The 26,442-nt window shown below is 56.6% G+C and carries 26 protein-coding genes and 1 tRNA gene; 9 read left to right on the forward strand and 18 right to left on the reverse strand.

Annotation, left to right across the window (positions count from 1 at the left end; all coding sequences use genetic code 11):
- The first annotated feature begins 53 nt into the window (after positions 1-53).
- From E1297_RS41425 to E1297_RS41440, 4 genes are all read left to right on the forward strand, one after another.
- Entirely contained in the window at positions 54-380 is a 327-nt protein-coding gene (locus E1297_RS41425; RefSeq protein ID WP_155148735.1) for a hypothetical protein, read from the forward strand.
- A gap of 128 nt (positions 381-508) precedes the next feature.
- Positions 509-3,127: an ATP-dependent chaperone ClpB gene (gene clpB, locus E1297_RS41430; RefSeq protein WP_155148736.1), complete on the forward strand. Its 2,619-nt coding sequence runs from the start codon at positions 509-511 to the stop codon at positions 3,125-3,127.
- A gap of 294 nt (positions 3,128-3,421) precedes the next feature.
- A complete protein-coding gene (locus E1297_RS41435; RefSeq protein ID WP_155148737.1) occupies positions 3,422-4,822 on the forward strand; it encodes a DUF4856 domain-containing protein in 1,401 nt (466 codons plus the stop codon).
- Positions 4,823-4,971: 149 nt separating this feature from the next.
- The gene (locus E1297_RS41440; RefSeq protein ID WP_244328081.1) at positions 4,972-5,931 is read left to right on the forward strand and encodes a sterol desaturase family protein; all 960 of its coding nucleotides are present in this window, start codon (positions 4,972-4,974) and stop codon (positions 5,929-5,931) included.
- 122 nt (positions 5,932-6,053) lie between these two features.
- Here the strand turns inward: E1297_RS41440 and E1297_RS41445 are convergent.
- The 8 genes from E1297_RS41445 to E1297_RS41480 all read right to left on the reverse strand — a co-directional run bounded on the left by E1297_RS41445 (position 6,054) and on the right by E1297_RS41480 (position 14,674).
- A tRNA-Met gene (locus tag E1297_RS41445) sits at positions 6,054-6,130 on the reverse strand.
- Positions 6,131-6,217: 87 nt separating this feature from the next.
- Positions 6,218-7,189 carry an alpha/beta fold hydrolase gene (locus E1297_RS41450; protein ID WP_155148739.1) on the reverse strand — a complete coding sequence of 324 codons (972 nt, stop codon included), beginning with the start codon at positions 7,187-7,189 and terminating at the stop codon, positions 6,218-6,220.
- 1 nt (position 7,190) lies between these two features.
- Positions 7,191-8,663 carry an NAD(P)/FAD-dependent oxidoreductase gene (locus tag E1297_RS41455; RefSeq protein ID WP_155148740.1) on the reverse strand — a complete coding sequence of 491 codons (1,473 nt, stop codon included), beginning with the start codon at positions 8,661-8,663 and terminating at the stop codon, positions 7,191-7,193.
- 86 nt (positions 8,664-8,749) lie between these two features.
- Positions 8,750-9,553, reverse strand: coding sequence for a PaaX family transcriptional regulator C-terminal domain-containing protein (locus E1297_RS41460; protein ID WP_155148742.1), 804 nt, complete (start codon positions 9,551-9,553; stop codon positions 8,750-8,752).
- 66 nt (positions 9,554-9,619) lie between these two features.
- Positions 9,620-11,650: a phenylacetic acid degradation bifunctional protein PaaZ gene (gene paaZ / locus E1297_RS41465; protein WP_155148744.1), complete on the reverse strand. Its 2,031-nt coding sequence runs from the start codon at positions 11,648-11,650 to the stop codon at positions 9,620-9,622.
- A gap of 87 nt (positions 11,651-11,737) precedes the next feature.
- Complete coding sequence (locus E1297_RS41470) at positions 11,738-13,090, reverse strand: TRAP transporter large permease (protein ID WP_155148746.1); 1,353 nt, start codon at positions 13,088-13,090, stop codon at positions 11,738-11,740.
- Positions 13,087-13,593, reverse strand: a complete 507-nt coding sequence (locus tag E1297_RS41475) for a TRAP transporter small permease (RefSeq protein WP_155148748.1) — start codon at positions 13,591-13,593, stop codon at positions 13,087-13,089. The genes E1297_RS41470 and E1297_RS41475 overlap by 4 nt, the downstream gene beginning before the upstream one ends.
- A gap of 61 nt (positions 13,594-13,654) precedes the next feature.
- A complete protein-coding gene (locus tag E1297_RS41480) occupies positions 13,655-14,674 on the reverse strand; it encodes a TRAP transporter substrate-binding protein (RefSeq protein ID WP_155148750.1) in 1,020 nt (339 codons plus the stop codon).
- A gap of 167 nt (positions 14,675-14,841) precedes the next feature.
- On the opposite strand from E1297_RS41480, the gene paaG reads away from it, so the two are divergent.
- The 5 genes from paaG (at position 14,842) to E1297_RS41505 (ending at position 18,281) form a co-directional block, all read left to right on the forward strand.
- The gene (paaG, locus tag E1297_RS41485; RefSeq protein ID WP_155148752.1) at positions 14,842-15,627 is read left to right on the forward strand and encodes a 2-(1,2-epoxy-1,2-dihydrophenyl)acetyl-CoA isomerase PaaG; all 786 of its coding nucleotides are present in this window, start codon (positions 14,842-14,844) and stop codon (positions 15,625-15,627) included.
- 1 nt (position 15,628) lies between these two features.
- Complete coding sequence (gene paaI / locus E1297_RS41490; protein WP_155148754.1) at positions 15,629-16,057, forward strand: hydroxyphenylacetyl-CoA thioesterase PaaI; 429 nt, start codon at positions 15,629-15,631, stop codon at positions 16,055-16,057.
- A 15-nt stretch (positions 16,058-16,072) separates the two neighbouring features.
- Entirely contained in the window at positions 16,073-17,383 is a 1,311-nt protein-coding gene (gene paaK / locus E1297_RS41495) for a phenylacetate--CoA ligase PaaK (RefSeq protein WP_155148764.1), read from the forward strand.
- A 3-nt stretch (positions 17,384-17,386) separates the two neighbouring features.
- On the forward strand, positions 17,387-17,983 hold the full coding sequence (locus E1297_RS41500) for a TetR/AcrR family transcriptional regulator (protein ID WP_155148766.1): 597 nt from the start codon (positions 17,387-17,389) through the stop codon (positions 17,981-17,983).
- An 82-nt stretch (positions 17,984-18,065) separates the two neighbouring features.
- On the forward strand, positions 18,066-18,281 hold the full coding sequence (locus tag E1297_RS41505; RefSeq protein WP_155148768.1) for a hypothetical protein: 216 nt from the start codon (positions 18,066-18,068) through the stop codon (positions 18,279-18,281).
- A 4-nt stretch (positions 18,282-18,285) separates the two neighbouring features.
- On the opposite strand, the gene E1297_RS41510 is transcribed toward E1297_RS41505, so the two are convergent.
- The 10 genes from E1297_RS41510 to E1297_RS41555 all read right to left on the reverse strand — a co-directional run bounded on the left by E1297_RS41510 (position 18,286) and on the right by E1297_RS41555 (position 26,436).
- The gene (locus tag E1297_RS41510) at positions 18,286-19,044 is read right to left on the reverse strand and encodes a Phenylacetic acid catabolic protein (protein WP_155148770.1); all 759 of its coding nucleotides are present in this window, start codon (positions 19,042-19,044) and stop codon (positions 18,286-18,288) included.
- A gap of 13 nt (positions 19,045-19,057) precedes the next feature.
- Positions 19,058-20,131: a 2Fe-2S iron-sulfur cluster-binding protein gene (locus E1297_RS41515; protein ID WP_155148772.1), complete on the reverse strand. Its 1,074-nt coding sequence runs from the start codon at positions 20,129-20,131 to the stop codon at positions 19,058-19,060.
- Between the two features lie 10 nt (positions 20,132-20,141).
- A complete protein-coding gene (paaD, locus tag E1297_RS41520; protein WP_209016314.1) occupies positions 20,142-20,609 on the reverse strand; it encodes a 1,2-phenylacetyl-CoA epoxidase subunit PaaD in 468 nt (155 codons plus the stop codon).
- A complete protein-coding gene (gene paaC, locus E1297_RS41525) occupies positions 20,610-21,371 on the reverse strand; it encodes a 1,2-phenylacetyl-CoA epoxidase subunit PaaC (protein ID WP_155148774.1) in 762 nt (253 codons plus the stop codon). It lies immediately after the preceding gene.
- Positions 21,371-21,655: a 1,2-phenylacetyl-CoA epoxidase subunit PaaB gene (paaB, locus tag E1297_RS41530; RefSeq protein ID WP_155148782.1), complete on the reverse strand. Its 285-nt coding sequence runs from the start codon at positions 21,653-21,655 to the stop codon at positions 21,371-21,373. Before paaB ends, paaC begins: the two co-directional genes overlap by 1 nt.
- A 24-nt stretch (positions 21,656-21,679) precedes the next feature.
- On the reverse strand, positions 21,680-22,672 hold the full coding sequence (paaA, locus tag E1297_RS41535) for a 1,2-phenylacetyl-CoA epoxidase subunit PaaA (RefSeq protein WP_155148785.1): 993 nt from the start codon (positions 22,670-22,672) through the stop codon (positions 21,680-21,682).
- 15 nt (positions 22,673-22,687) lie between these two features.
- Positions 22,688-23,890 (reverse strand): 3-oxoadipyl-CoA thiolase, encoded by a 1,203-nt coding sequence (gene pcaF / locus E1297_RS41540; protein WP_155148786.1) that lies wholly within the window; start codon positions 23,888-23,890, stop codon positions 22,688-22,690.
- 191 nt (positions 23,891-24,081) lie between these two features.
- On the reverse strand, positions 24,082-24,474 hold the full coding sequence (locus E1297_RS41545) for a carboxymuconolactone decarboxylase family protein (protein ID WP_155148788.1): 393 nt from the start codon (positions 24,472-24,474) through the stop codon (positions 24,082-24,084).
- Positions 24,467-25,696 carry a Coenzyme F420 hydrogenase/dehydrogenase, beta subunit C-terminal domain gene (locus tag E1297_RS41550; RefSeq protein ID WP_155148790.1) on the reverse strand — a complete coding sequence of 410 codons (1,230 nt, stop codon included), beginning with the start codon at positions 25,694-25,696 and terminating at the stop codon, positions 24,467-24,469. The genes E1297_RS41545 and E1297_RS41550 overlap by 8 nt, the downstream gene beginning before the upstream one ends.
- Entirely contained in the window at positions 25,696-26,436 is a 741-nt protein-coding gene (locus E1297_RS41555) for a sulfotransferase family protein (protein ID WP_155148792.1), read from the reverse strand. The genes E1297_RS41550 and E1297_RS41555 overlap by 1 nt, the downstream gene beginning before the upstream one ends.
- Between the last annotated feature and the right edge of the window lie 6 nt (positions 26,437-26,442).

The following is a 26,442-nucleotide window of genomic DNA, read 5'->3' on the forward strand; positions in this document are numbered from 1 at the left end:
ATGGCGACATGTGCTATGGTCCCCGCAAAATGAATTGGATGGAGGGACAGAAGTTGAAGAAGTTGGCTCTACTTGGAATTGCCATTGCCCTGGCAGCTTGTGAAGAGAACACGGCATACCCGGTGCCGGGTGTGATCGTAGATCCAGCACCGCCACCAACCAATGACAATCTGTATCTGGTTCGTGGTTACAGATCAGCGGATGATTGGTGTCAGGTGACAGGTGAAACAGCCTTTACCGTCAATTTCCTGGATCATACGGCAGACCTGGTTTCCTGTCCGACGGGCAGCAATGCGGCTCAGTCATTGGTGGATATGTTTGATGCTCGGCAAGTGGCAGAAACCGGAGGCTATACCGTCTACACAATACCTCGCGAGTAATCCCGGTTTCTGTGGCCTAGCCTCTTGAAGCAGCAAAGATATTTCCCAAATTGAATGCGAGGCCCAGACCGAAGCGTGCCGCCAAGCGGGCGCAGCGAAATTAGGGCGCTTAGAAAAAGGAGAATGCTATGGACTTGAACAAGTTCACCGAGCGGGCACGGGGTTTCGTGCAGGCGGCGCAGACCATTGCGCTGCGCGAGGGGCACCAGAGGCTGGAGCCCACACATATATTGAAAGCATTGATGGATGACGATCAGGGGCTGGCCAGCAACCTGATCACCCGCGCGGGCGGTGCGCCGATCCGCGTGGTCGAGGCGTTGGACGCCGCAATGGCCAAGATTCCCAAGGTCAGTGGCGATGCAAGCCAGATCTACATGGACGGACAGACGGCCAAGGTTCTGGACGAAGCCGAAAAGATCGCCACCAAAGCTGGCGATAGCTTTGTGCCCGTCGAGCGGGTGCTGATGGCGCTGTGTATGGTGAAATCCAAGGCCAAAGAGGCATTGGAAGCCGGTGCCGTATCCGCACAGAAACTGAACGAAGCGATCAATGACATCCGTAAGGGCCGCACCGCTGACACCGCATCGGCGGAAGAGGGTTATGACGCGCTCAAGAAATACGCGCGTGACCTGACTGAGGCTGCGGCTGAGGGCAAGATCGACCCGATCATCGGGCGCGATGAAGAAATCCGACGCTCGATGCAGGTTCTGTCGCGCCGCACCAAGAACAACCCGGTTCTGATTGGTGAGCCGGGCGTCGGTAAAACCGCGATTGCCGAGGGCATGGCCCTGCGCATCGTTAACGGTGACGTGCCAGAATCGCTGAAGGACAAGAAACTGCTCGCACTCGACATGGGCGCGCTGATCGCTGGTGCGAAGTACCGCGGTGAATTTGAAGAACGCCTCAAGGCCGTTCTGACCGAGGTCACTGAGGCCGCCGGTGAGATCATCCTGTTCATCGACGAGATGCACACGCTGGTTGGTGCCGGTAAATCCGACGGCGCAATGGATGCGGCGAACCTGATCAAGCCTGCGCTTGCCCGGGGTGAGTTGCATTGTATCGGTGCGACCACATTGGATGAGTACCGCAAATACGTCGAAAAAGACGCGGCCCTTGCGCGCCGGTTCCAGCCTGTGATGGTCACCGAGCCGACGGTCGAGGACACGATCAGCATCCTGCGCGGCATCAAGGAAAAATACGAGTTGCACCACGGCGTGCGCATCTCGGACTCGGCGTTGGTCTCGGCGGCGACACTGTCGCATCGCTATATCACCGACCGCTTCCTGCCCGACAAAGCCATCGATTTGGTCGATGAGGCGGCGTCGCGGTTGCGGATGGAAGTGGATTCCAAGCCCGAGGAACTCGATCAGCTGGATCGCCAGATCCTGCAGATGCAAATCGAGGAAGAGGCGCTGAAGCTTGAGGACGACGCGGCCTCGAAGGATCGTCTGGAAACCTTGCAAAGGGATCTGGCTGATCTGCAGGAGAAATCCGCCGAGATGACTGCCCAGTGGCAGGCCGAACGCGACAAGCTGGCTGGTGCGCGTGATCTGAAAGAACAGCTCGACAAGGCGCGGGCTGATCTGGAGATCGCCAAGCGCGAAGGTAACCTCGCCAAAGCGGGTGAGCTGTCCTATGGCGTCATCCCCGAGCTTGAGAAAAAGCTGACCGAGGCCGAGAACGCCGAAAGCAACGCCATGATGGCTGAGGAAACGGTGCGTCCGGAACAGATCGCCTCGGTGGTCGAACGCTGGACCGGTATCCCGACCTCGAAAATGCTGGAAGGTGAACGCGAGAAACTGCTGCGGATGGAAGACGATCTGCATTCCCGCGTGATTGGTCAGGACGCTGCGGTTACTGCCGTGGCCAACGCCGTGCGCCGTGCGCGTGCCGGGCTGAACGACGAAGGACGCCCGTTGGGTTCGTTCCTGTTCCTCGGCCCGACCGGCGTGGGTAAGACCGAGCTGACCAAGGCTGTGGCGAACTTCCTGTTCGACGATGACAACGCGATGGTGCGCATCGACATGTCCGAGTTCATGGAGAAACACGCGGTTGCCCGTCTGATCGGTGCCCCTCCGGGCTATGTTGGTTACGACGAAGGCGGTGTGCTGACCGAAGCCGTGCGGCGCCGGCCCTATCAGGTCGTGCTGTTCGATGAGGTCGAAAAGGCGCACCCGGATGTGTTCAACGTGCTCCTGCAGGTTCTGGACGACGGCGTTCTGACCGATGGTCAGGGCCGCACGGTGGACTTCAAGCAGACGCTGATCATCCTGACGTCGAACCTTGGGTCTCAGGCGCTTAGTCAGTTGCCAGAAGGCGCGGATAGTGCACAGGCGAAACGCGACGTGATGGATGCGGTCCGGGCGCATTTCCGGCCGGAATTCCTGAACCGTCTGGACGAGACCATTATCTTTGATCGTCTCAAGCGGGCCGATATGGATGGCATTGTCGATATCCAGATGGCGCGTCTGCAGAAACGTTTGGCCGCCCGCAAGATCGAGCTGGTTCTGGACGATGGTGCCAAGGAGTGGCTGGCGAACGAAGGTTATGATCCGGTCTTTGGTGCGCGTCCGCTCAAGCGCGTGATCCAGCGCGCCTTGCAGAACCCGCTGGCCGAAGCGTTGCTGGCTGGTGAGATTAAAGACGGCGAGACCGTTCCGGTAACCGCAGGTACAGACGGCCTGATCATCGGCGACCGTTTGGGTACATCCGAACGTCCACGGCCTGATGATGCTGTGGTGCACTGATTTGTATTGCTAAATCGGGAAGGCCCGCCATTTGGCGGGCCTTTTTATTTGCTCCGTGATTTCCCTGAAAGTTCATGGAGCGCCTCCCGGGAGCTGAGATTACGAGGTGGGAGACTTGCTCAGCGATACCTCTCATTAGGGGGAAGCTGTTAATGCACAAGCTTTGAGGTTCATTGGCGCTAACATGATGGTGTTTGCGCTCAATAGGGCTTGACATCTCGGGCTTTAAGCTGACTAAAAAGATCAGATTAAATTTTCCGACTCCTTTTGTCGGACAATAACCGAGGGACCCCTATGCTCAAATCAAAACTCAAACTCACTTCTGCGATCATCGCAGCTACGCTCGTCGGTGGCGCGGCGCTGGCTCAGGAATCATACGGTCCCTTCCCGGTCACCGTGAAAGGCTATGAAGGCGACAAGACTGACTCGGTATCCTACTCCGGCCAGATCGCGCGCCACGTGCTGCATGACAGCCTGAAAAAAGCAGCCAGCAAAGGCGATGGCGGCAATAACGCGGCCGAAGTCGAAGCACTGATGCTGTCTTACTTCAACGGTTCTGAAGAAGATCTGGTCATCATCGCGCCTGCCTCCAAAGACGGTTTCCCGGTCAAGCAATCGACTGTGAATGAAATTTCCAAAGGCAAGAACATCTCGGGCAAGTTCTACAAAGGCGCTATGACGGCATGGCCCGGCAACCAGACTGGTGTCGACGTTGCACTGCAGATGATCAAGATGGCAGCAGCCTCTAACCAGGGTTACGATCCGGTGAACGGCATGGACTGGGGTCAGCTGATCTCGAAGTTCACTTTGGGCGCAATGGCTTACAACCAGGCCGTCGACAACTACCTCGACGAGAAACTGGAAGCCGATAACAAGCCGAATGACAAGCCTTACAAAGAAGGCGCACACTACACCGGTAAAGAGCATTCGTGGGACGAAGCGTTCGGTTACTTTGGTGCCGCAGCCCACTCGGCAAGCCTGTCACCTGAGCAGAACTATGGCGTGTCCAAGCAAAAAGACATGGCTGCCGCTGACGCAAACGGTGACGGTGTCATCGATCTGAAGACTGAGATGGTCTTTGGCCCGGCATACTACGCCGCAGGCGCGGACAAGGGTGGCACCAAGTCGACCCAATACATGAACACCATCTTCAACGCCTTCCGTGATGGCCGTGCGCTGATCGCGTCTGCCAATGGCGAAGCTCTGACCGATGAGCAGCGTGCTGAGCTGAAAAACTACGCCGACATCATCGAGACGAACTGGGAAAAGACGCTGGCAGAAGCCACCTTCAAGTACGCTGGTTCTGTCTACAAAGACATCGACAAGATCAAGTCGGGTGAAGACACCGACAAGGCGCTGCGCAACTATGCCAAGCACTGGGGCGAGCTCAAAGGCTTCTCGATGGCTCTGCAGTCGGGCAAAAACAACCTGGGTGCCACTGCTATCGATCTGAACTGGCTGATCGGTTTCGGTCCGGCGATGCCTGACGGCAAGATGGTGTCCGACATCGATGCCGATGGCAACTTTGTCCGCGGCCGCGAAATGACGCTGGATGATTATCAGGTCAACATGCTGAAAGTTCAGAAACTGCTGATCGACACGTTCGGCATCGAATCGCGTGCGAATGACGCGACTGCGGATCTGGCAGCACTGGCTGAAAAGCTGGGCGAGAACGCCTCGGCAGAAAACGACTAAGGGTCTTTTGACCCTGATCCGGCAGCGCAGTAAATGGTGCTGCCGGATTTTTGGCCGAAAGGCATCCCTTGGATTTACTCGAGCAAATAAGCTCTGTCCTTGCAGATTTTTCCAATCCCAAGAAACGTGTTTTTTTGGGGTATTTGATTTTGACCGTTCTGATTGCTCTGGTCTGGCTGGTTGCCGTACGCAGGTCCTCTTTCAAGCTGGCACTGCATCAGATATTCGATCGCAAAATCCTTTTTTCACCATCAGCAAAGGCTGACTACAAGATTTTCGTGATCAATCGGGTGTTCACGATGTTCATTTCGCCGCTGCTGGTATCGCAGTTGGCGATTGCGACCGCCCTATACTATGCGCTGCATGATATTGCATTCCTGCAAAGGGGCGTGTTCTCGGATGTTCCAACAGGCCTGATCGTCGCGTTGTTCACGGCGACTATTTTTATCGTCGATGACTTCACCAAATATCTGGTTCATCGCTGGATGCATCATTGGCCGCTGTTGTGGGCCATCCACAAAACCCATCACTCGGCTGAGACGATGACGCCGATCACGGTGTATCGAACGCACCCGTTGGAGGGAATTCTCTATAGTCTCCGTGGTGCCGTTGCGCAGGGGACGACAATGGCGGTTTTCCTGTTCCTGTTTGGTAGCGCGGTAGATCTTTATACGGTGCTTGGCGTGAACGTCATGTCCTTTGTCTTCCACATGACCGGTTCGAACCTGCGGCATTCTCATATCTCGATCCGCTACTGGCCCTGGCTGGAGCACATCCTAATCTCGCCGGCTCAGCATCAGGTGCATCACTCGATCGCGCGCGAGCATCATGACAAGAACTTTGGCGTGGCCTTTGCGATCTGGGATTGGCTGTTCGGATCTCTACATTTGTCCGAGCAGGACAGCCGCCTCAAGTTCGGTCTGCAACCTTCCGAGGCTCATGCGTCGCGCATTTCGGATATCTATTTCCGCCCCTTCGTGGACATGGCACAGGTAGTGCGCCGCAGAGTTAGCAAGCTTCGAAACAGGATCGAAGGCCGATTTTCTTCGCGAACGCCGAAAGCTGCAGAAACGACTGGTGTCAGAGATAGATCGGTCGAGAATATTTGAGAGCTGGCAGGTCAGCAGAAACAGGCAGAAATCCCTGTGCAACGAATACAGTCAGTCTGTTGATCGGCACTTCACATAGCGGCGGTTCATGCTATGCGGCGTCGCTATATTTTAGAGAAATTTGGTAGCGGAGGAGGGACTTGAACCCCCGACACGCGGATTATGATTCCGCTGCTCTAACCAACTGAGCTACTCCGCCACGGTGAGAGGCGATTTAAGGGAGAGGCTTGGGGGGGTCAAGAGGGAAACACCAAGTTTGTTCCGGATTCTTTCAAGTTTTAAATCATCACCGATTTTCCGCCCTGGGTTTCTCAGTCTGCGCGGCATCCAGAACGTTTCGAATGAAAGTCGCGCATTCGTCCGGCGCGGTAATCAGGATCATGTGACCCCGATTTTCCAGCTGTTCGTAAGAAAGTCCGAATTGTTGCATCGGTACGCCATGTTGGGCGGGTGACAGGATTGGATCGTCGGAACCGTAAAGGATACCGCCCGGTACCTGCAGATCTTTGTAGCCTTGATTTACTCCGTCGATACTGGCCTCGATGCCGATTACATCCTGCGATCCGGTGATGAATGCAGACGGACGCAACCCCAGTGCGCCACCTGCCCGATCCAGAAAATCCGGTGGGGCGGCTTCAGGCGCAAAAGCCTCGTGGATGACATGGGGTGCCGTCTTTTTTGCCAATGGCACCGCAATGGTGTTGCCGATCAGATTGCGCAGCCATTCGGTGCGGATCTCAAGCGGCTTGAAAATCGCCGGAGGTCCAGGCATCCGATGCGTCAGCGGAGCCAGCAATGCCAGCGCCTTGATGTCGTCGGGGTAGGCCTGCGCCATCGCCAGCGATACGGCACCACCAAGCGAATGACCTACGAGAACCACATCGCTGATGTCTTTTTTCTGCATGAACTCGTGTATCATGCGCGCCTGTTCGGTCAGGGTGCCAAGGCTTGCATCGTCGCGGGTCGAATAACCGCAGCCAGGTCGATCGACCGCTATGACATGATAGTCCTGCGCGAGCTGGTCCATCAGGGCATAAGTGAAATGCTGCAACTGCCCCGTCAGCCCGTGAATCATCAGGATTGTCTGTTTTCCGGGTTCACCCTTTTCGACATAATGAATGCTACCGCCATTGACGGGTACGATTTGCCCGATCTGCGGCACGGTTGCGATGCCTTGCCGGGTCAATCTGCGGGTCCACAGGTTTGCTCCGATCAGGAACACTCCGATAAGCAGGGCGATTGTCAGCAATACTGTCATCTCATCTATCTCCGGACTGTGGGTTCACCGCATGATATTGCTCAAGACCAGAGCGCGCCATGCGTTTTTGAAACTCAGCAACGGTGCCTGGCCACAGTGTTGTGTTGCGCCCGTTGGCATCCTGATACCATGAGGTGCAACCGCCCGCCTGCCAGACACTGTCGGTATGTCGGTCCTGCATCTCTTTTGTAAACTCAGCCTGTTTATGCCCATCGGGCACGATAGTGCGGATGCCGTTCTTTTGCATCTCGTCCAGAACCCGACCGATATGGCTCACCTGCGCTTCGATCATCAGAACGACGGAATTGTGCCCCAATCCGGTATGCGGGCCGAGCAGAATGAAGAAATTGGGAAAACCCGCGATGGCGGTGCCCAGATTGGCCTGCATGCCATCTGCCCATGCATCGCGAAGGGTCAACTCGTCCTCACCCGTGATGTTCAGCCTCTGAACTGCATCTGTCACGTGAAAGCCTGTGCCCCAGATCAGAACATCCGCGTGAAACTGGCTGCCATCCGTTGCAGTGATCTGATTTCCTTCGACTGAGGCAACCCCGTGTGGGATCACTTCGACATTGTCGCGCGCCAGGGCAGGATACCAGTCATTCGAACTGAGGATACGTTTGCAGCCGATCCGGTAATCCGGGGTGAGCATCTTTTGTTTCGACGCATCAGGAATGGCGTTTTCCAGCGCGTGTCGCCACATCTTCATGGCAAAATCAACCGCTCCTTTTTCACCCCGGAACACGCGATGCCTGAATTCGAACAGCGTGTAGATCAGCTTGCGACGAATACGCGGCAGCGGGGGGAGACGTCTGTAAAGGCGTCGAACCCAGGGCGCGATCGGGCCATCAGGTCGGGGCAGGACATAAGGGGCGGTGCGCTGAAAGATGGTGACCTGCTTGGCAACCTTTGCGATTTCCGGAACGAATTGAACCGCCGAGGCGCCCGTGCCGACGACTGCGGCACGCTTGCCATCCAGCGCAACGGCGTGATCCCATTCGGCGGAATGGAAGCACGGTCCGGGAAAGCTGTCCGCGCCGGGAATGTTCGGAATGCTGGGTATATGTAGGGCGCCGATGGCCGAGACCAGAAAACGGGCTTTCCATCGATGTCCGTCACATGTCTCTACCTGCCATGCACTACCATCCCATCTGGCAGATTTCAGTTCGGTGTGAAAGCGGCACAGGTCATACAACCCTTCTTCCTTGGCTACACGCTGCAGATAGGACTGGATCTCGGCACCACCGGCATAGGCACGGCTCCAATCCGGATTGAGATGCGTCGCCATGGAGTAGAGATGTGAAGGCACATCGCAGGCTACCCCGGGATAGGTGTTCTCACGCCACGTTCCGCCAATATCACCGGCCTTTTCCAGGATGGTGATGTCGGTGAGTCCGCGTTTGCGGGCTTCGATTGCCATGATGAGCCCAGAAAATCCGGCGCCGACGATCAGCATATCGGTTTCATGTTGCATACAAGGACGCCCCTCCCAAGACGTTCAGCCCGGATACAGAGAAAGGATAGGAGCATAGATCGGCATGTGAATAGTCTGCCGCGACGTCACCCGGATTGGTTGAGTTCGTCCAGATCGGGCCGGGGGAGAGTGTCGAGCAGGCGGAACACCTCGGCTCGGCAGGCGGGGCCGCGCCAGTCTGCGGGGTAAAAGGTCTGGGGTAAATCGGGCTGCCGCAACACAACGCGCCGCCAACGGTGAACGATCAGGGTACGCAGAGTCGCAATTTCAGATGGCGAAGGCTTCCAGCCAGCTGGACGGCTTTGTGACACGCGTCGCAGGGCATCATGAAGGGTGCGGCAGGCTTCGCGCATCTCGGGCGTACACAGCCGGTCCTGCACCCATTTGGGTGTATCCTGCGCTGAAACCTCCAAAGCCAGCAGATCGTCATGATCATCGGGTGGTGTGCCCGCGCCCAAGGCCACATTCCGGCCAATCGGGGTATAGTCGCGGCTGAGCATCACGTCTTCCAATGCCCGCGTTCCTGTCCCTTCTTCGGCGATCAGCAAATGCCAGCGCTCAGCCGGGATGGGATCGCGTGCATAAATGCGTGGTGTCACCACCGCAGACTGTGAACGCCCGTATTCTGTAAGGTAGTGCCGCGATACGCGGCCAATGCGATCACTTTCAATCCAGCCATCTTTGCGCAACCTGTGCACAGCCACGCGGATTGCTTCGGGCTTGATCCCCATCGGCTCGATTATTCGGGTCAGTGCCCCGCCTGATATCTGTGCTGCAGGTTTCTGAGCCAGATCGCCGAACAACGATACGATGATGGACCAAACCCGCTGGTTCTGCGGGTCCGCCAATTCAGATACTGCGGTATCGAACCACCTTTGTTCACTGGTCATGCAACCAGTTTAAAGCGTTCGGGCGAATAAGAAAAACACATTCGCCCGCGCTGAGTTTTGAATGGCTCAATAGGCATTCATGGTCAGCAATTCATACTCTGCCACCATCTCATCATCCTGATTGGTCAGGGTCACGTGCCAGCGAACTTCGCCATACTCGTCCGTACGCTGGGTCTTTTGTTTGACCGTCAGCCGCACCTTGATGCTATCTCCGGCGACAACCGGCTTCATAAAGCGCAGGCCGTCAAGGCCGGTATTCGCAAGAACCGGACCTTCGTTCGGCTCAACAAACAATCCCGCTGCAAAGCTCAGCAGCAGATAGCCATGCGCAACCCGACCGGGAAAGAACGGGTTTCGTGCGGCGGCGTCGTCATTCATGTGGGCATAGAACGTATCGCCGGTGAAATGAGCAAAATGCTCGATGTCATCCAGTGTGATCGTACGCGAGGCTGTGTTCAGCGTTTCCCCAATGCTCAATTCGCCGAATTTGCGGGTGAACGGGTGTGCCGGGCCTTGGATCTCGGGCGCACCGGGAACCCACTTTTTGCCAAGCGATGACAGCATCCGTGGCGAACCCTGAATGGCCGTGCGCTGCATATAGTGTTGAACACCGCGCACACCGCCCATTTCTTCGCCACCGCCCGCGCGGCCGGGGCCACCATGCACCATATGTGGCAGGGGGGAACCATGGCCGGTCGATTCCTTCATCGAGTCTCGGTCGTTGATATAGATGCGCCCGTTGTACGCCGCTGTTCCAATGACAACGTTTTGTGCCACTTCGGTGTCATGTGTGATCAATGAGGTCACCAGCGATCCTTGCCCACGATTGGCGATCGCAATGGCATGATCCAGATCCCGATATCCCATGATTGTCGAAACGGGCCCGAAGGCCTCGGTGTCATGGACGCGCTGGGCGTTGTCAGGGTCGGCACAGTGGAACAGCATTGGCGGGACAAAGGCACCGTTCTTGGTATCCGTTCCTTCGACGTCAAAAGCAGTGGGGTCACCAAAAACACGCTCGGCCTCCTGACCGATGATATCGGCTTTGGCCAGCACATCCGCCTTTTGTCCGCTCGAGACCAGCGCGCCCATGCGTGTTGTCTCCAATCGGGGGTCGCCAATGGTAGTTTTGGCAAGTCGCGCCGACAAAGCTTCGATCACCGGCCCCACCTGCGTATCCGGAGTGATTATGCGGCGGATGGCTGTACATTTCTGCCCGGCCTTGGTGGTCATCTCACGAGAGACTTCTTTGACGAACAGATCGAATTCGGGTGTACCCGGCACAGCATCTGGCCCAAGAATCGAAGCGTTCAGACTGTCCTGTTCGGCCACAAAGCGAACCGAGTTGTTCAGGATCACCGGGTTCTGACGCAGCTTTAAGGCTGTGTCTGCCGAACCGGTAAAGCTGACCACATCCTGACAGGTCAGATGATCCAGCATGTCACCTATCCCGCCTGACACCAATTGCAGCGCGCCTGCAGGCAGTATGCCGCTGTCCAGCATGATCCGAACGGCCAGTTCGGTTACATAGCAGCTGTTGGTGGCTGGTTTCACGATGGCAGGGACACCCGCCAGCAGGGTTGGGGCAAGCTTTTCCAGCATACCCCAAACCGGAAAGTTGAATGCGTTGATATGGATCGCGACGCCGTGCAGCGGTGTGCAGATATGTTGCCCAAGAAACGTTCCGTTTCGCGACAGTTGCTCGAGATCGCCATCCAGATAGACATGACTATCCGGCATCTCGCGTCGTCCCTTTGAGGCGAAGACAAACATTGTGCCGATGCCACCATCAATATCGATTAGATGATCGTTTTGCGTCGCGCCCGTGTTAAAGCTGAGATCGTAAAGCGCCTGTTTATGACCTGACAGAGTTTGCGCCAGGGCCTTGAGCATCTTGGCGCGCTGGTGAAACGTCATTTGGCGCAGTGCAGGGCCGCCGGTATTGCGTGCGAAATCCAGCATTGCCTGCACATCGAGTGCTGAATTGCCAGCGGTTGCAAAGGGTTCGCCGGTGATGGCCGAAGCGATCGTACGTGCGCCGTTTCCGGGCGCGACCCACTGACCGGCGGCAAAACTGGAAATCTGTTGCAGAGACATTGGATGCTCCTGTTCCTTTCATGCCACCAAAGGCGGCATGTCTCATGAATTAGGATTTGTGGGACGGTCGCCGGGACCGCCCCGGTCTTAGTGACCCAGCGCACCCATCTGTTGGGGCAAGTACAGTACCACAATCGGGACCAGTACGATCAACGCCAGGCGAAAGATATCGGCTACCCAGAACGGGGTGACACCCCGAAAAATCGTGCCGGTGGATACATCTCCGACCACGCCTTTCAGAATGAACACGTTCAGGCCAACCGGTGGTGTGATCAGCGAGATTTCGGTAACGACGACGACGACGATGCCGAACCAGATCGGATCATAGCCCAGTGACGTAACCAGTGGGAAAAAGATCGGCACGGTCAGCAGAAGCATGGACAGCGATTCAAACACGCAGCCAAGAATGATGTAGATGCCAAGGATCATCAGGATCACGACGAAGGGCGAAACATCATAGGCCGTAACAAGTGCGATCAGCGCTTCGGGCAGTCCTGCGAGGTTGATGAAGTTCGAAAAGATCTGTGCGCCAATCAATACCGCAAACAGTGCCGCTGCAGTAAAGCAGGTTTCCTTGAGAACTTCGAATGTTGAACCCACGGTCAGGCCACCTCGGAACAGGGCGATCAGGAATGCACCTGCAGCGCCCATACCTGCAGCCTCAGTCGGTGAAAACGTCAGGTTCAGGGGCTCGAAATCAAACACGCCATACAGACCTCCGATCACCAGGAAGAACAGCAACAACACGGCCCAGACCGAACCCAGCGCGCGCAGGCGCTCAGCCCAGCTGGCACGTTCTCCTGCTGGACCTGCTTCGGGATTGCGCCAGACGGTCCAGCGCACGGCAAAGAGGTAAAACAGGATGCCCAGGATGCCCGGGATGATCCCGGCCATGAACAGTTTACCGATCGAGGTTTCGGTCAGCAGGCCATAGATCACCAGAATGACCGATGGCGGGATCAGAATGCCCAGCGTGCCACCGGCGGCGATGGATGCGGTCGACAGTTCATCCGTATAGCCATAGCGGCGCATTTCCGGCATGGCGACTTTGGACATTGTCGCCGCCGTTGCCAGAGAAGAGCCGCAGATGGCCGAGAATCCACCGCAGGCGGCAACTGTAGCCATGGCAATCCCGCCGCGCATATGACCTAGAAAGGCGTTCGATACTGCATAAAGCTCGCGGGCCATCCCACCTTTGTTTACGAACAGTCCCATCAGGATGAACAAGGGAACGACCGATAAGCCGTAATCCTGTGCGGTGTCAGTGATCTGGCGACCGACCATCGACATGGCAGCCTTGAGGCCACGTTCATCAAAGATCGAGCCTCCGCGCTCGTAAGCAAAGCCAAGTGTGCCAACCAGCCCCATAGCAAAGACGATGGGCAGGCGCAGCAGCACCAGAACCAGAACAAGTGTAAATCCTATAAGTGCTGCGGTCATTGAGTGGGTTCCGTCAAAGCTTTGGGGGCGAACAGGTGCAGAAGACCGGTGATGATCATGACGATGGCTGTAATGGCGACCGAAACGGTGATGAACCATCCGATCAGGTAGGTCGGGATCGACAGGTATTCGGTGACATCGCCGTAGTCGCGCGCGCGTTCCGCCAGAATCCAGACCCGCTGTACAGGCCAGAACAGCATTACTCCGCTTGCCAGATAGATGATGGCATCACGTATGCGGCTCAGGTGCAGGCGGTTGAAAATTCCATCAGTCAGATCGACTGCGATATGTCCGTTGTTGACCGAAATGATTGGCAAAACTGAAAAGACCAGAATGGCCATCAGGATGCGTGTCAGTTCTGTAGCGGCTTCAATCGGGTTATTGAAAACCGATCGGAAAATGACGTCGCAGAATGTCATTACCATCAGGATGAAAAGTGCAATGCTCGCTACGATGACCGGCAAAACACTGGCACGTCGCACAAGCTGGATGAGAGAGGTCATCTAGCAGCTCCGAAAGGGGAAGGTTTGGGGCGGCGGTGGTGCGCCGCCCCTGACTTGAAGATCAGTTGGAAGACATTTCCGACTTGATCATGTCATAGGCGGATTGTGCATCGACACCCGCCTCGTTGACCTCGGCGATAACCTTGGCGCGCACATCCTCGGCAATGGCCGAGAACTTCTCCAGGTCAGATTCGCTTGCTGCGTTGATTGAGTTGCCTTCGGTGCCCTCAGTGGCTTCGCGGCCGGTTGCGTCGATCTCATCCCAGATTTTGCCGATTTCGCGGCTCAGAGGCTCACCAAAGACGTTTTCGTCCAGCGCCTTCTGCAGATCTTCGGGCAGATCGGCGAATGTGTCTTCGTTCATGATGAAGGCGAACGAACCACGATACAGGCCACCCGGCATCTCATAAACGTTGGGGGCCACTTCGGTCAGCTTGAAGCCCTTGCGGGATTCGAAGGGCATCACGACGCCATCTGCCGCCTTGGACGCCAGTGTTTCATAGACTTTGGGGGCCGGAACCTGAATGCCGGTTGCTCCCAGTGCTGAACCAACATCGCCACCGACGCCACCCGGAATACGCACCTTCAGACCCGAGATTTCATCCAGATTGGTGACCTGGTTGCTGGAATGCAGCTGCGCAGGGCCATGGGTGTGCAGGGCAATAACCTTTACGCCGCGGTGTTCATCCGCCTGCTTCAGATACTCGTCATAGGCACGCCAATAGGCGACCGATGCATCTTCGGCAGAACCTTCATAGCCCGGCAGTTCGATCAGTTTCGTCGTGACGAAGCGGCCCGGCTGATAGCCGTGGAAAATGATCGAAGCGTCAGCGGCGCCATCCATGATCAGATCCATCTGCGCCGGAGGCGGTGCGATACCCAGCTTCAGCTCGGCAGTAACCTGACCGTCTGTGGCTTCTTCAACCATCTCGACGAATTTGGGCCACATCTTGGCATTGATCCCGTGGGTCGGTGGTGCCCAGCTGGAAATTGTCAGGGTGTAGTCTGCGGCAAACGCAACACTGCCTGTCACCGCGATAGCGGCTGAGGCCAAAAGCGATTTGATCCCGATAAACTTCATGACTGGTTCTCCTCCTCCAAAACATGAGTCTTAATTGCGGTAATGGTCCTTTTTGTAACCATCAACAGGCTGACGGCCCGGATTCGATGGTAAGTCCGAGAAATTTATTGACCAACCGTTCGGTTAATGCAAGAAGTTTATCGAAACAATTGCAAAGCGAGCGGGTCATGAGTGATACGATTCTTGCGCAAAACCACGGAAAATGGGTGGAAATAACGCTGAACCGGCCTGACCGGCTGAACAGTTTCACCGATGAAATGCACTATGCGTTGCGCGCAACCCTTGAGGATGCCCGTGATAACGGTGCCCGGGCGATCCTGCTGACAGGTGCAGGGCGCGGCTTCTGCGCGGGCCAGGATTTGGGGGACCGTGATCCTTCAAAAATGGATGGACCACCCGATCTCGGGTACACTGTGCGTACGTTTTATGCACCACTTGTGCGGCTTATCAGGTCGCTTGATCTTCCGGTCGTCTGCGCCGTGAACGGTGTCGCCGCAGGGGCAGGGGCAAATGTTGCGCTGGCATGTGACATCGTGTTGGCCGCCGAGTCGGCCAAGTTCATCCAATCCTTTTCCAAGGTCGGCTTGATTCCGGATACGGGTGGCAGCTGGCATCTGCCGCGCCTGTTGGGTGAGGCGCGTGCAAAGGGACTGGCCCTGACCGCTCAGCCCTTGCCGGCAAAACAAGCCGAAGAGTGGGGGCTGATCTGGAAAGCCATTCCGGATGACCAATTGATGGAAGAGGCGCGCGCGCTTACCGAACAGTTTGCCAACGGGCCGACACTGGGGTTGGGAATGACCAAACAGTCAATCCAGGCGGCGGCGGTCAACACACTAAGCGATCAGCTGGAAGTCGAAGCAGACGCGATGAAGACATGCGGCGAAAGCGCGGATTATGCCGAAGGCGTATCGGCGTTTCTGGAAAAGCGCGCACCTCAGTTTCAGGGTAAATAATATGACGCCAAAGCAACGCGCAGAGCAGGCCGCGGCCGCCATGTGGGATCAGGATAATGCCTCGAAATGGGCAGGGATGGATCTGATCGGTGTCGATGAGGGGGAAGCGATTCTTGCCCTCACGGTTCAACAACACCACTGCAACGGCCATGGCATATGTCATGGCGGCGTGACCTTCATGCTGGCAGACAGTGCATTTGCCTTTGCCTGCAACAGCCGAAATCAATCGAGCGTTGCCCAGCACAACATGATCAGTTTTATCGCACCCGGACAGCTGGGTGATCGCCTGACTGCCCGCGCCGCCGAGCAAAACCTCTCGGGGCGCAGCGGTATCTACGATGTCACAGTAACAAATCAGGATGGCCAGAAGATTGCGGAATTCCGGGGTTTCTCCCGCGCAATCAACGGCACCCTGTTCCAAGAGAATTGAGGCGAGGAGGACGCCATGAAGGACTTGACCCCGAACAAAGCGGACCTGGATCCAATCGAAATCGCCTCGATTGACGAAATCCGCAATCTGCAGCTGGATCGCCTGAAGTGGTCGCTGCGCCACGCCTATGACAATGTGCCAATGTACCGGCAGCGCTTTGATGAGGCGGGTGTGCACCCGGACGATCTGCAGAGCCTGAGCGATTTGTCGAAGTTCCCGTTCACATACAAGAACGATCTGCGCGACAACTATCCCTTTGGCCTGTTCGCTGTCCCGCGTGAGCAGATTACCCGTCTGCACGCCTCATCCGGAACAACCGGAAAACCCACAGTAGTGGGATACACCAAGACAGATATCGACAACTGGGCTGATCTGGTTGCCCGTTCTCTGCGTGCCAGCGGATTGCGCAAAGGGGATGTGGTCCATAACGCCTACGGCTACGGTCTGTTTACCGGCGGTCTGGGTGCGCATTATGGGATCGAACGTCTTGGCGCTACGGTCGTTCCTATGAGTGGTGGTCAGACCGAAAAACAGGTCAACCTGATCACTGATTTCAAGCCAGACGGGATCATGGTGACACCGTCTTACATGCTCAACATCCTCGAGCAATATCACAAGGTCGGGATGGATCCGCGCGAAAGCTCTCTTGCCGTCGGCGTTTTTGGGGCCGAACCCTGGACCGACGCGATGCGCAAAGAGGTTGAACAGGCGTTTGATATGCATGCGGTCGATATCTATGGCTTGTCCGAGATCATGGGGCCTGGCGTCGCCAATGAATGCGTTGAGACCAAGGATGGACCGGTGATCTGGGAAGATCACTTCCTGCCGGAAATCATTGATCCGCAGACCGGTGAGGTTCTGCCTGATGGGGAAATGGGTGAACTGGTCTTTACTACGTTGACCAAAGAGGGTCTGCCGATGATCCGCTATCGCACCCGCGATCTGACGCGGTTGTTGCCCGGAACAGCACGATCAATGCGTCGGATGGAAAAGATCACGGGGCGTTCGGACGACATGATCATCCTGCGTGGCGTCAATGTTTTCCCCAGCCAGATCGAGGAACAGGTCATGGCGACAGGTGGCGTTGCCCCGCACTATCAGATCGAGCTGTTCAAATCAGGTCGCATGGACGCAATGCGCGTCTTTGTCGAGGCGTTGCCTGATGCAACTGACGAATTGAGCAAAACGGCGGCCGCACGCATGTTGACCAAGCGGATCAAGGACGTTGTTGGCGTTTCCACCGAGATTGTTGTAGGCGAGCCCGGTGATGTCGAGCGTAGTCAGGGCAAGGCCAAGCGCGTTGTCGATAACCGAGACAAGGAGTGAAGCTTGGCCCGTACGATAGCAAAAGATCATGAACAAAAGCGCACGCAGATTCTCAAGTCTGCGGCGCGTGTATTCGCGCGCGAAGGGTTTGACCGCGCATCCATGACGCAGCTTGCGCGCGAATGCGGTATCTCGAAGGCTAACATCTATCACTACTATGACAGCAAGGACGCGATCCTTTTCGATATTCTCGAAACGTACCTGCGCGAACTGAGGGATCTGATCTGCGGCCTGGAGGTCGACGGGTTGAGCGCTTCTGACAAGCTGCACAAGGTCGTTGCTGAAATTCTGCTGGCCTATCAGGGCGTGGATGATGAACACAGGGTTCAGACCAGCGGTATGTCGGCGCTGCCAGCCGAGCAACAGAACCTGCTGCGTGGCTATCAGCGAGACATGGTGAATTTCCTCAGCGGCATCATTGCCGATATAGCGCCTGAGGTTTTCCGTGATGACAGGGCCAAGTTGCGTTCAGCAACGATGTCAGTCTTTGGCATGCTGAACTGGTACTATATGTGGAACTCAGGTGCGGACGCTGAGGCGCGTCGGGATTATGCGGCACAGGTCAGCAATCTCACATTGACGGGCGTCAAAGGGCTTTAGTATCCAACTGCAGATCAGAGTTGGCATAGAATTGATTTGGCCTCTTAGCGATCGTCTGTTTCACTGACGTCGGAGGATCGCCATGCAAAAACCAGAGAGCTTCGAGAAATTCTATTTCGCCAAAGTGGGCATGGGCGAGGCCTGTGGCTGTGCCGAACGGATTATCGACGTCTATGAGTTCAACCGACAGGCGGGGGCCGCCAAGTCGTCCGGCTTTGCGCTTGGGAAACCAAAGCGCAGATCATGGAAATCGGTGGCCCGAAAATATGGCCTGATCGGTCGTCCTCGAAGGACCTGACAGCTCAGGGCGCACGCAGTCCCAGTTTTTCCAGCAGACCGGCTGCCTCGGCTTCCCAGCGGGTTTTCAGCTCTGCCCCGGTCGCGCGTCGCAACCCCATTTTGCGCAGATGTTCGTTTTTCTCAGCACTGCCTGACCCAAAGCTGGCGGCGACGCGAGGCCACCAGTAATTGACCGCCGCCTGCATCTGTTCGGTGTTGCCCTGTTCGGACAGCTTCTGTGCCCCTTCAAAAGCCAGCTCGCCGTGGTGAGCCTCAATTGGCGTAATGGCGCGAAAGGCTTCGGCCAGTGGCTGATATGAAATCATCGAAAACTCGGCCAGTTGAATTGCCACGGCCCGGCTCATCAGCAGATTCATCATGACTGCGTCGATCCAGCCTTCTATCGGGTAGTTGAAGACCGCAAGGCGCATGTCATGCTCGGATCGTGTCGCACCTATATCGGCCTCACGTTCCAGACGCTCAGTCCACGGATGGTGGTTCGCATAGCGTTTAGTGTCTGCGCCAAACTCACCCATGATATTCAGGACGCGATCAGCACTGTCGCTTTTTTCCAGAACGATCTTTGCCGCGGCAATACGTTCCTTGATGCCGGGTCCCTGATTTATGATGTCGGCAAACCCGGCGGCACCTGCAAGCTCGCTGTCGACAAAAGTTGCCATCAGTTTCATGAGTTCGGCCCGATAGCGCGGGGGAACATTGGTGGGGTTGGTCAGAACGCCGCCAGCTTCCAGATAGCTTTCGATCGTCATGTCTTCGGCCATCGCTCTTCTCCCTTTACTGATCGTAGTCGACAACAACGATGTCTGTCAGCGGATAGGCCTGGCAGCTCAGCACATAGCCCTTTTCAACTTCGTAATCTTCCAGCGCGTGGTTGGCGACCATTTCGACTTCACCCTCGATCACCCGGCAACGGCAGGTCGAGCATACGCCGGCCTTGCAGGCGTAAGGCGCATCCATCGCGTTTTCGAGCGCACCGTCTAGAATGGACTGATCCTTGGGCATGGTGATTGTTTGCGTCCCGCCGTCCAGCGTGATTGATGCCTTGGTCTGGTTCGCCTGCGAGGCAACATCTGCTGCATGTGCCTTGCGCTTCACCCGGCCCGGCTGGGCGCTGGCAAACAGTTCGAACTTGATCTGACTGTCATCAAGACCATGTTCCCGCAGCGCTGATGCAATGCCCAGCATCATTGGCTCAGGGCCGCAGATAAAGGCGGTGTCCGTGTTTTTGACATCGATCCAGTGCTTGAACAATTCCGCGCATTTCTCCTGCGTCACCAGACCTGTGAACAGGTCAATGTCCTGCGCGTCCGTTTCCAGAATGTGGATCACGTTCAGGCGGCCCATATAGAGGTTTTTAAGGTCCTCTAGCTCTTCCCGGAACATGATCGTATTCACGCCCTTGTTGGCATAGACCAGCGTAAAGCGAGAGTAGGGTTCGCGGGCTAAAGTGGTCTTCAGGATCGACAGCACCGGAGTGATGCCAGACCCGCCCGCAAAGCCCAGATATTGCTTTTCGGCATTCGCATCCAGCGCGGTAAAGAAACCGCCCATCGGGGGCATGGCCTGCAAAACATCACCAACCCTCAGGTCCGTGTTGGCCCAGGTCGAGAATGCTCCGCCATCTACGCGTTTGATCCCGACCTGCAGGGCCGCGTCATCCTTGCCTGCGCAGATCGAATAGGACCGGCGCAATTCTTCACCATCGAAATCGCGGCGAAAGGTCAGGTATTGGCCTTGCGTGAAATCGAACTCATCCACTGCACCGTTTGCGGGTTTCAGTGTCACCACCACCGCGTCACGGATGGTTTTATGGATATCGGTGACTTCCAGATCGTGAAAGCGCGCCATCAGGTCCTCCCTAGATGCACTTGAAATAGTCAAAGGGTTCCAGGCAATCGGTGCAGCGCCAATGCGCCTTGCACGGGGTCGAGCCGAATTGGCTGACCCTTTCGACGGCCTTGCTGCCGCAATTCGGGCAGCGCTCTGGTCCGCCCGCAGGTTGCGGAGGGGCGATCCCATACTCTTCGAGCTTTGTGCGGCCCTTGTCGCTCAACCAATCTGTGGTCCAGGCTGGAGAGATACTGGTTTCCACACGGATGTCGTCGATCCCGTGATCGCGCAGCGCCGTTTCGATATCCATACTGATAACCGAGGTTGCCGGACAGCCGGAATAGGTTGGCGTTACGGTCACTTTCAGCGTGTCCGCATCCCACTGAACGTCACGCACGATGCCCAGATCCACCACCGAGATTACAGGGATCTCGGGGTCGGGAACAGCATCCAGCCATCCCCATATCTGATCGGTCGTTGCGCGTGCCATCATCATTTACCAGCTGGCTCCGGGATAGGCGCGTTGCAGCCACTGCATCTGAGTCAGCAGGTGCCCCAAATGTTCAGTATGCATCCGCCCATCACGTCCGCCTTTGTGGGCAAAGCGGCTTTCGGGGATGATCAGGGTTGCCTCGGTCAGGATGCGGGATACAAGTTCGTCGTACTCGTCGCGCAGACCGGCCGGATCAGGTGAAATACCTGCAGCGACCATTTCGGCATCCACATCATCGCTGGCGAACATCTCGCCGACATAAGGCCACAGATAATCCAGTGCTTCCTGCATCCGGGCCTGGCTCTCTTCAGTGCCATCACCCAACCCGACGACCGTGTCGCCGGAACGCTCAAGATGATAAGTCACCTCTTTGCTGGCCTTGGCTGCTATCGCGGCAACCCGTTCATCCGAGGATGTCATCAACCGGCCCAGCATGATCGAATGCCACGCATCAAACAGGAATTGGCGCATCATTGTGCGGCCAAAATCTCCGTTAGGCACCTCGACCATCAGAACGTTGCGAAAGTCCCACGCGTCCCGCAGAAAAGCCAGATCATCGGCACTGCGGCCTTCGCCCTGAATTTCGGCAGCCAGACCAAGCCACATCTGAGTCTGTCCGATCAGATCCAGTGCGGTATTGGCCAATGCGATATCTTCTTCCAGAACCGGTGCCTGCCCACACCACTCGCTGACGCGGTGGCCAAGGATCAGTGTATTATCCCCCATCCGCAGCAGGAATTGCTGTAGTGCCTCGTCGCGAGTCATCACATGGCTCCCACTTCATCGGGGATGTCAAAGAAGGTTGGGTGCCGGTAAACCTTGCTTTCGCTCGGCTCATACAACGGGCCTTTGTCGCTGGGTGAGCTGGCCGTGATGTTGTTGGCTTCCACTACCCAGATCGAAACACCCTCGTTTCGACGGGTATAGACGTCACGAGCGTTCTTGATTGCCATTTCCGCGTCTGGTGCATGTAGTGAGCCGACATGGCGGTGGCTCATGCCGTGCTGACCGCGGATAAAGATTTCCCAAAGGGGCCATTCGTTTTTCATCAGGTGTCCTCCTTTTAAGTGGGGTTATTCGGCTGCCAGTTTGTTGGCACGTTTCTTGCGGGCATGGGCCAGCAAGCCATCGCGAACCCATTTGCCGTCGTCCCAGGCCTTGTTGCGGGCTGCCAGACGATCAACATTGCAGGGGCCATTGCCCTTGATTACGGCAAAGAACTCGGACCAATCAGGCTCGGAAAAGTCGTAATGTCCGCGTTCCTCGTTCCACTTCAGGTTCGGATCAGGGACGGTAAGGCCAAGATATTCAGCTTGTGGCACGGTCTGGTCGACGAATTTCTGGCGCAACTCGTCATTGGTATTGATCTTGATTTTCCAGGCCATCGACTGGGCAGAATGCACGGATTCCTTGTCGGATGGACCGAACATCATCAGTGACGGGTACCAGAAGCGGTTCAGCGCATCCTGCGCCATCTTGCGCTGCTCCGGCGTACCCTCGGCCATCTTGCGGATCGCGTCATAGCCCTGACGCTGATGGAAGCTTTCTTCCTTGCAGATCCGGATCATCGCGCGGGAGTATGGGCCATAAGACGTCCGTTGCAACGGCACCTGGTTCATGATCGCAGCACCATCAACCAGCCAGCCAACCGCGCCGATATCGGCCCAGTTCAGGGTCGGATAGTTGAAGATGGACGAATACTTCATGCGTCCGTCCAGCAGCATCTCGGTAATCTCATCGCGGCTGACGCCGAGAGTTTCCGCTGCGCAGTAAAGGTAAAGCCCATGACCGGCTTCGTCCTGTACCTTTGCCAGCAGGATCGCCTTGCGTTCCAGAGTTGGAGCGCGCGTGATCCAGTTACCTTCAGGCAATTGGCCCACAATTTCCGAGTGCGCGTGCTGGCCGATCTGGCGGATCAGCGTTGCGCGGTAGTCGTCGGGCATCCAGTCTTTGGGTTCGATCTTGATGTCAGCATCGATCTTTTCCTGAAAGGCGCGTTCCTGATCGGACATTTCGTCCTGAGATTTGACGCCTGTTCCTGCTGTTTTGACCATCTGAGCATACATGTGAGGTCTCCTCCCTTACACGCGTTCAAGAATAAGTGCGGCACCCTGGCCTACGCCCACGCACATGGTGCACAGCGCATAGCGACCACCGGTCCGTTGCAATTGATAGGCGGCTGTCATGACCAGCCGCGCGCCGGACATACCCAGAGGGTGGCCAATGGCGATGGCGCCGCCGTTAGGATTTACATGGGGTGCATCATCGGCAACGCCAAGTTCACGCAGGGTGGCCAGACCCTGAGATGCGAAGGCCTCGTTCAATTCTATCACATCCATCTGGTCGATGGTGAGTCCGGCGCGCGCCAGCACCTTGCGGCTGGCCGGAACCGGACCAATTCCCATAACGCGGGGCGCGACGCCCGCCACAGACATGCCTACCACACGGGCAATCGGGGTCAGGCCATTGTCCGCCGCCGCAGCCTCGTTCGCCAGCAGAATTGCGGCAGCCCCATCATTCACACCTGAGGCATTACCGGCAGTGACGGTCTTGTCGGGACCATTTACACCTTTGAGACCAGACAGTTTTTCAGCACTCGTTCCTGGGCGCGGATGTTCGTCCGTATCCACCACAATCGGGTCGCCCTTGCGTTGAGGAATGGTGACCGGAGTGATCTCTTCTTTGAAAACACCAGCTTCATGAGCTGCGGCCCACCGGGCCTGGCTGCGCGCTGCAAAGGAATCCTGATCGGCGCGGTTGATGCCATAGTCTTCAGCCACGTTGTCAGCTGTTTGCGGCATCGAATCCGTGCCGTACATCTCGTGCATCTTCTTGTTCACGAAACGCCAGCCGATGGTTGTGTCGTAGACCGCGTTAGCACGGGTGAACGCACTGGTTGCCTTGGGCATCACAAAGGGCGCGCGTGACATGCTTTCAACGCCGCCTGCAATGGCAAGATCATAGTCTCCTGCCTTGATAGCCCGGGCCGCCATGCCGACTGCATCCATACCTGATGCACAAAGACGGTTGATCGTAGTTCCGGGTACGTCCACCGGCAAACCAGCCAGAAGGGCAGCCATCCGCGCCACGTTCCGGTTGCTCTCACCCGCCTGGTTGGCATCGCCATAGATCACATCGTCGAGGCTGGCCCAGTCCACCTGCGGGTTACGCTCTTTCAATGCGGCAATTGGAATTGCAGCCAGATCATCCGTTCGTACCTGACTTAGCGCGCCGCCATATCGCCCAATAGGCGTACGTTGAGCATCGCAGATAAAAGCGTCCATTCGTCAGAACCTCCGGTCTTGCGTAGGGCGTCATTAAGTGACCGCTTGGTCGGGTATTACGTTAGCTTTCGATTCGCGGCAAGTAAAATGTAACACAATCGTCCAGCGATGATAAATTTAGTAACATATAATTGCCTGACAAAGAAAAAGCCCGCCATAGGACGGGCTTCAACAGGTTCAAAAGTCGTGTTTCAGAGTTGTCCGGCCTCTGTCAGAACCTTTCTAGCGGCCCGGAAGCACTCCAGCGCCTGAGGTACGCCGCAATAAATGCCGACAACGTGAATGATGGCTCTGATCTCTTCTTTTGAGACGCCGTTGTTGATCGCACCTCGGCAATGCAGTTCCCATTCGTGCATCTTCCCAAGCGCACCGATCATCGACAGGTTCATCATCGAACGGGTCTTGGCGTCGATCACGTCATCGCCCCAGCCAAAACCCCAGCACCAGGCTGTCATGGCTTCCTGAAAGGGGCGGGTAAACTCGTCAGCAGCAGCAAGATTATTCTCAACGTATTCGGCACCCAATGTTCCCTTACGTTGTTCAAGGCCCTTCAGAAAAAGGTCTTCATCAAAGATATCAGCCATGTTTGGTCTCCGTTGGGTCTGGCATGTTTTCTGCGAAACGTCCTGAACGAACGCGCTGTTCGGCGCCATCTTCTTCTCTCTCATCGGCGGCGTCCAGCACATCAATCCTGAGGCCTGCGTGATGGTAAACCGGGGCGCCGGCCTTGCTTAGTCCACGCAGGCGGGCGGCTATCGCATGTTTCTTGTTCACTTGATGAGGTTGAAAGTCGTCAAAATCACGCGGACCAAGTGCTTTGTCACTTGCCAATGCGCCGTCGGCAATCGCTGCGTCCATCAAGGCCTGACCTTTTGCGGTACGACAGATAACTCCGTTGAACCCCGCATCCTCGCCCGATGGTGCGCCACCCGGCCAGATATCTGCTGCGGCCAGATCGGATGCTTCTCCGATCGCGTCCGGGCAAAGTTTACATCGTGTCTGGATGCGCCAACCAGACTCATCGGCCCACATATCCAGATAGGTTTTTTCAAAAGCACGTCCGTCGCGAGTTTCGATCCGCGTTGGTCCGGGGTTGCCGAACCCGCGATACCGGAACAAAGTCACATCTTTTTCCTTGAGGTCGTACTCTTCCAGAACTGCGCGACTTTTGCCAAGGTCCGACGCTCCCCCGCACACCATGACAAGAACTGCGATCAGCAGATCATCTAGCCGCGGGTCGGTTTTGGCGCGCGCCCGAATTGCGTTGGCGTCGCAGGGCTTTGCAATGATGGCAAAGCGTTGTCCGCGGCTAAGGGCCTTTTCCAGCCCGGCCAGAGTATCGCTTGGTCCATATCGGGATCCGGCGCGCCTGTAGACTTGTTCCGCATGGTCGCTGATGACCCAGCGGCTGCGCATCGGGGCGTCCGGATCAGCGGCGCAATGCAGAATGAACGCAGCGCGACCGGAGTTCAGCAACCACATCCCTAGCGCAGTCAGCACGCCGCCAGTTGCAGCCCGAAACCGTGTGTCGGGGTCCTTGGCCCAAGCACGCGTCATAGAAGTGTAGCCACCCCAAACCTTATCCTGGAACGGCGCCGTCGAAGTGTCTGCTTCGACAGTAGCGCCCGGACATGCGGCAAGAATTTCTGCGTCGGCCATCGGGTCAGAGGCAATGGATGCAGGACGCAGCCGCCCTTCAGGTGTCATCCTCATGGTCCATCTGTCCGGTGCAATCGCCTCGCACAATCCGCAGCCGATGCAAAGGCCTGTTTCGACTACTTCGCCAATAGTTTCTGGTTGACGCATCACGCCGTCAATCGGTGTTTGTAGAGGTGGTCGTAATGTGGCTTCATCCGACGGTGGACCTGCTTTACCCGCTCCGGCGCTTCGTCGATCGAGATGTGTTTGCGTGGCTGGGGTGTCAGGCCTGTGGACTTAGCGAGATTGCCATGGAATGACCCGCCATCCCACCAGCTATGGGCTGACGGATCGCCTCCGGCCTCCCAGGTCAGGGCGTCTTCGATGAATGGAATGCCCGTGGATTCGCAGAATTTCTCTGTCATGCGATGCGGATCTTCCAACAGATCATCGCTGTCGATCACAGGGGGTGGCGCGCCGTTGAGGGCCGTCAAAAGATCGAATAGCGCGCGCTGTTCGGGAAAGCCAACCTCCCCTTCGGCAAAGTCCGGCCATTGCTTGTACATCGAAGAAATCGTTTTGGCCGGATCGCGGATCAGAAAGGCGTGGTCAAACTTGGACAGGAACTCCGCATCCCACATGTGGTTGATATAATGGGGAAAATCCTTGATAAAAACTGGTCCAGCCTTGGCCATTTCCTGAATGTCTTCCCAAACACTTTCGAGGGTTAGGCCCGGTGTGGTTTTCTCGCCCGGCTGAAAGCGATGCCATAGGGGTTCCTCGCCCTGATACCATGCCTCGCCAAAGGGTTCGTGCAAACATTCAAGATCGCCGCGCTGGCGCATCATCCATTCGAACGCGGTCGAGGTTGAACGGGGAACGGCCCAGAGGGCGAGGATTTTGTGCATTTTTTA

The organism is Roseibium sp. RKSG952, assembly GCF_009711355.1.

Excerpts from the sequence above, each read along its gene's own strand:
- clpB (WP_155148736.1), top strand. The coding sequence starts at position 509 with ATGGACTTGAACAAGTTCACCGAGCGGGCACGGGGTTTCGTGCAGGCG.
- E1297_RS41435 (WP_155148737.1), top strand. The coding sequence starts at position 3,422 with ATGCTCAAATCAAAACTCAAACTCACTTCTGCGATCATCGCAGCTACG.
- E1297_RS41450 (WP_155148739.1), bottom strand. The coding sequence starts at position 7,189 with ATGACAGTATTGCTGACAATCGCCCTGCTTATCGGAGTGTTCCTGATC.
- E1297_RS41455 (WP_155148740.1), bottom strand. The coding sequence starts at position 8,663 with ATGCAACATGAAACCGATATGCTGATCGTCGGCGCCGGATTTTCTGGG.
- E1297_RS41460 (WP_155148742.1), bottom strand. The coding sequence starts at position 9,553 with ATGACCAGTGAACAAAGGTGGTTCGATACCGCAGTATCTGAATTGGCG.
- paaZ (WP_155148744.1), bottom strand. The coding sequence starts at position 11,650 with ATGTCTCTGCAACAGATTTCCAGTTTTGCCGCCGGTCAGTGGGTCGCG.
- E1297_RS41470 (WP_155148746.1), bottom strand. The coding sequence starts at position 13,090 with ATGACCGCAGCACTTATAGGATTTACACTTGTTCTGGTTCTGGTGCTG.
- E1297_RS41475 (WP_155148748.1), bottom strand. The coding sequence starts at position 13,593 with ATGACCTCTCTCATCCAGCTTGTGCGACGTGCCAGTGTTTTGCCGGTC.
- E1297_RS41480 (WP_155148750.1), bottom strand. The coding sequence starts at position 14,674 with ATGAAGTTTATCGGGATCAAATCGCTTTTGGCCTCAGCCGCTATCGCG.
- paaG (WP_155148752.1), top strand. The coding sequence starts at position 14,842 with ATGAGTGATACGATTCTTGCGCAAAACCACGGAAAATGGGTGGAAATA.
- paaI (WP_155148754.1), top strand. The coding sequence starts at position 15,629 with ATGACGCCAAAGCAACGCGCAGAGCAGGCCGCGGCCGCCATGTGGGAT.
- paaK (WP_155148764.1), top strand. The coding sequence starts at position 16,073 with ATGAAGGACTTGACCCCGAACAAAGCGGACCTGGATCCAATCGAAATC.
- E1297_RS41505 (WP_155148768.1), top strand. The coding sequence starts at position 18,066 with ATGCAAAAACCAGAGAGCTTCGAGAAATTCTATTTCGCCAAAGTGGGC.
- E1297_RS41510 (WP_155148770.1), bottom strand. The coding sequence starts at position 19,044 with ATGGCCGAAGACATGACGATCGAAAGCTATCTGGAAGCTGGCGGCGTT.
- E1297_RS41515 (WP_155148772.1), bottom strand. The coding sequence starts at position 20,131 with ATGGCGCGCTTTCACGATCTGGAAGTCACCGATATCCATAAAACCATC.
- paaD (WP_209016314.1), bottom strand. The coding sequence starts at position 20,609 with ATGATGATGGCACGCGCAACGACCGATCAGATATGGGGATGGCTGGAT.
- paaC (WP_155148774.1), bottom strand. The coding sequence starts at position 21,371 with ATGACTCGCGACGAGGCACTACAGCAATTCCTGCTGCGGATGGGGGAT.
- paaB (WP_155148782.1), bottom strand. The coding sequence starts at position 21,655 with ATGAAAAACGAATGGCCCCTTTGGGAAATCTTTATCCGCGGTCAGCAC.
- paaA (WP_155148785.1), bottom strand. The coding sequence starts at position 22,672 with ATGTATGCTCAGATGGTCAAAACAGCAGGAACAGGCGTCAAATCTCAG.
- pcaF (WP_155148786.1), bottom strand. The coding sequence starts at position 23,890 with ATGGACGCTTTTATCTGCGATGCTCAACGTACGCCTATTGGGCGATAT.
- E1297_RS41545 (WP_155148788.1), bottom strand. The coding sequence starts at position 24,474 with ATGGCTGATATCTTTGATGAAGACCTTTTTCTGAAGGGCCTTGAACAA.
- E1297_RS41550 (WP_155148790.1), bottom strand. The coding sequence starts at position 25,696 with ATGCGTCAACCAGAAACTATTGGCGAAGTAGTCGAAACAGGCCTTTGC.
- E1297_RS41555 (WP_155148792.1), bottom strand. The coding sequence starts at position 26,436 with ATGCACAAAATCCTCGCCCTCTGGGCCGTTCCCCGTTCAACCTCGACC.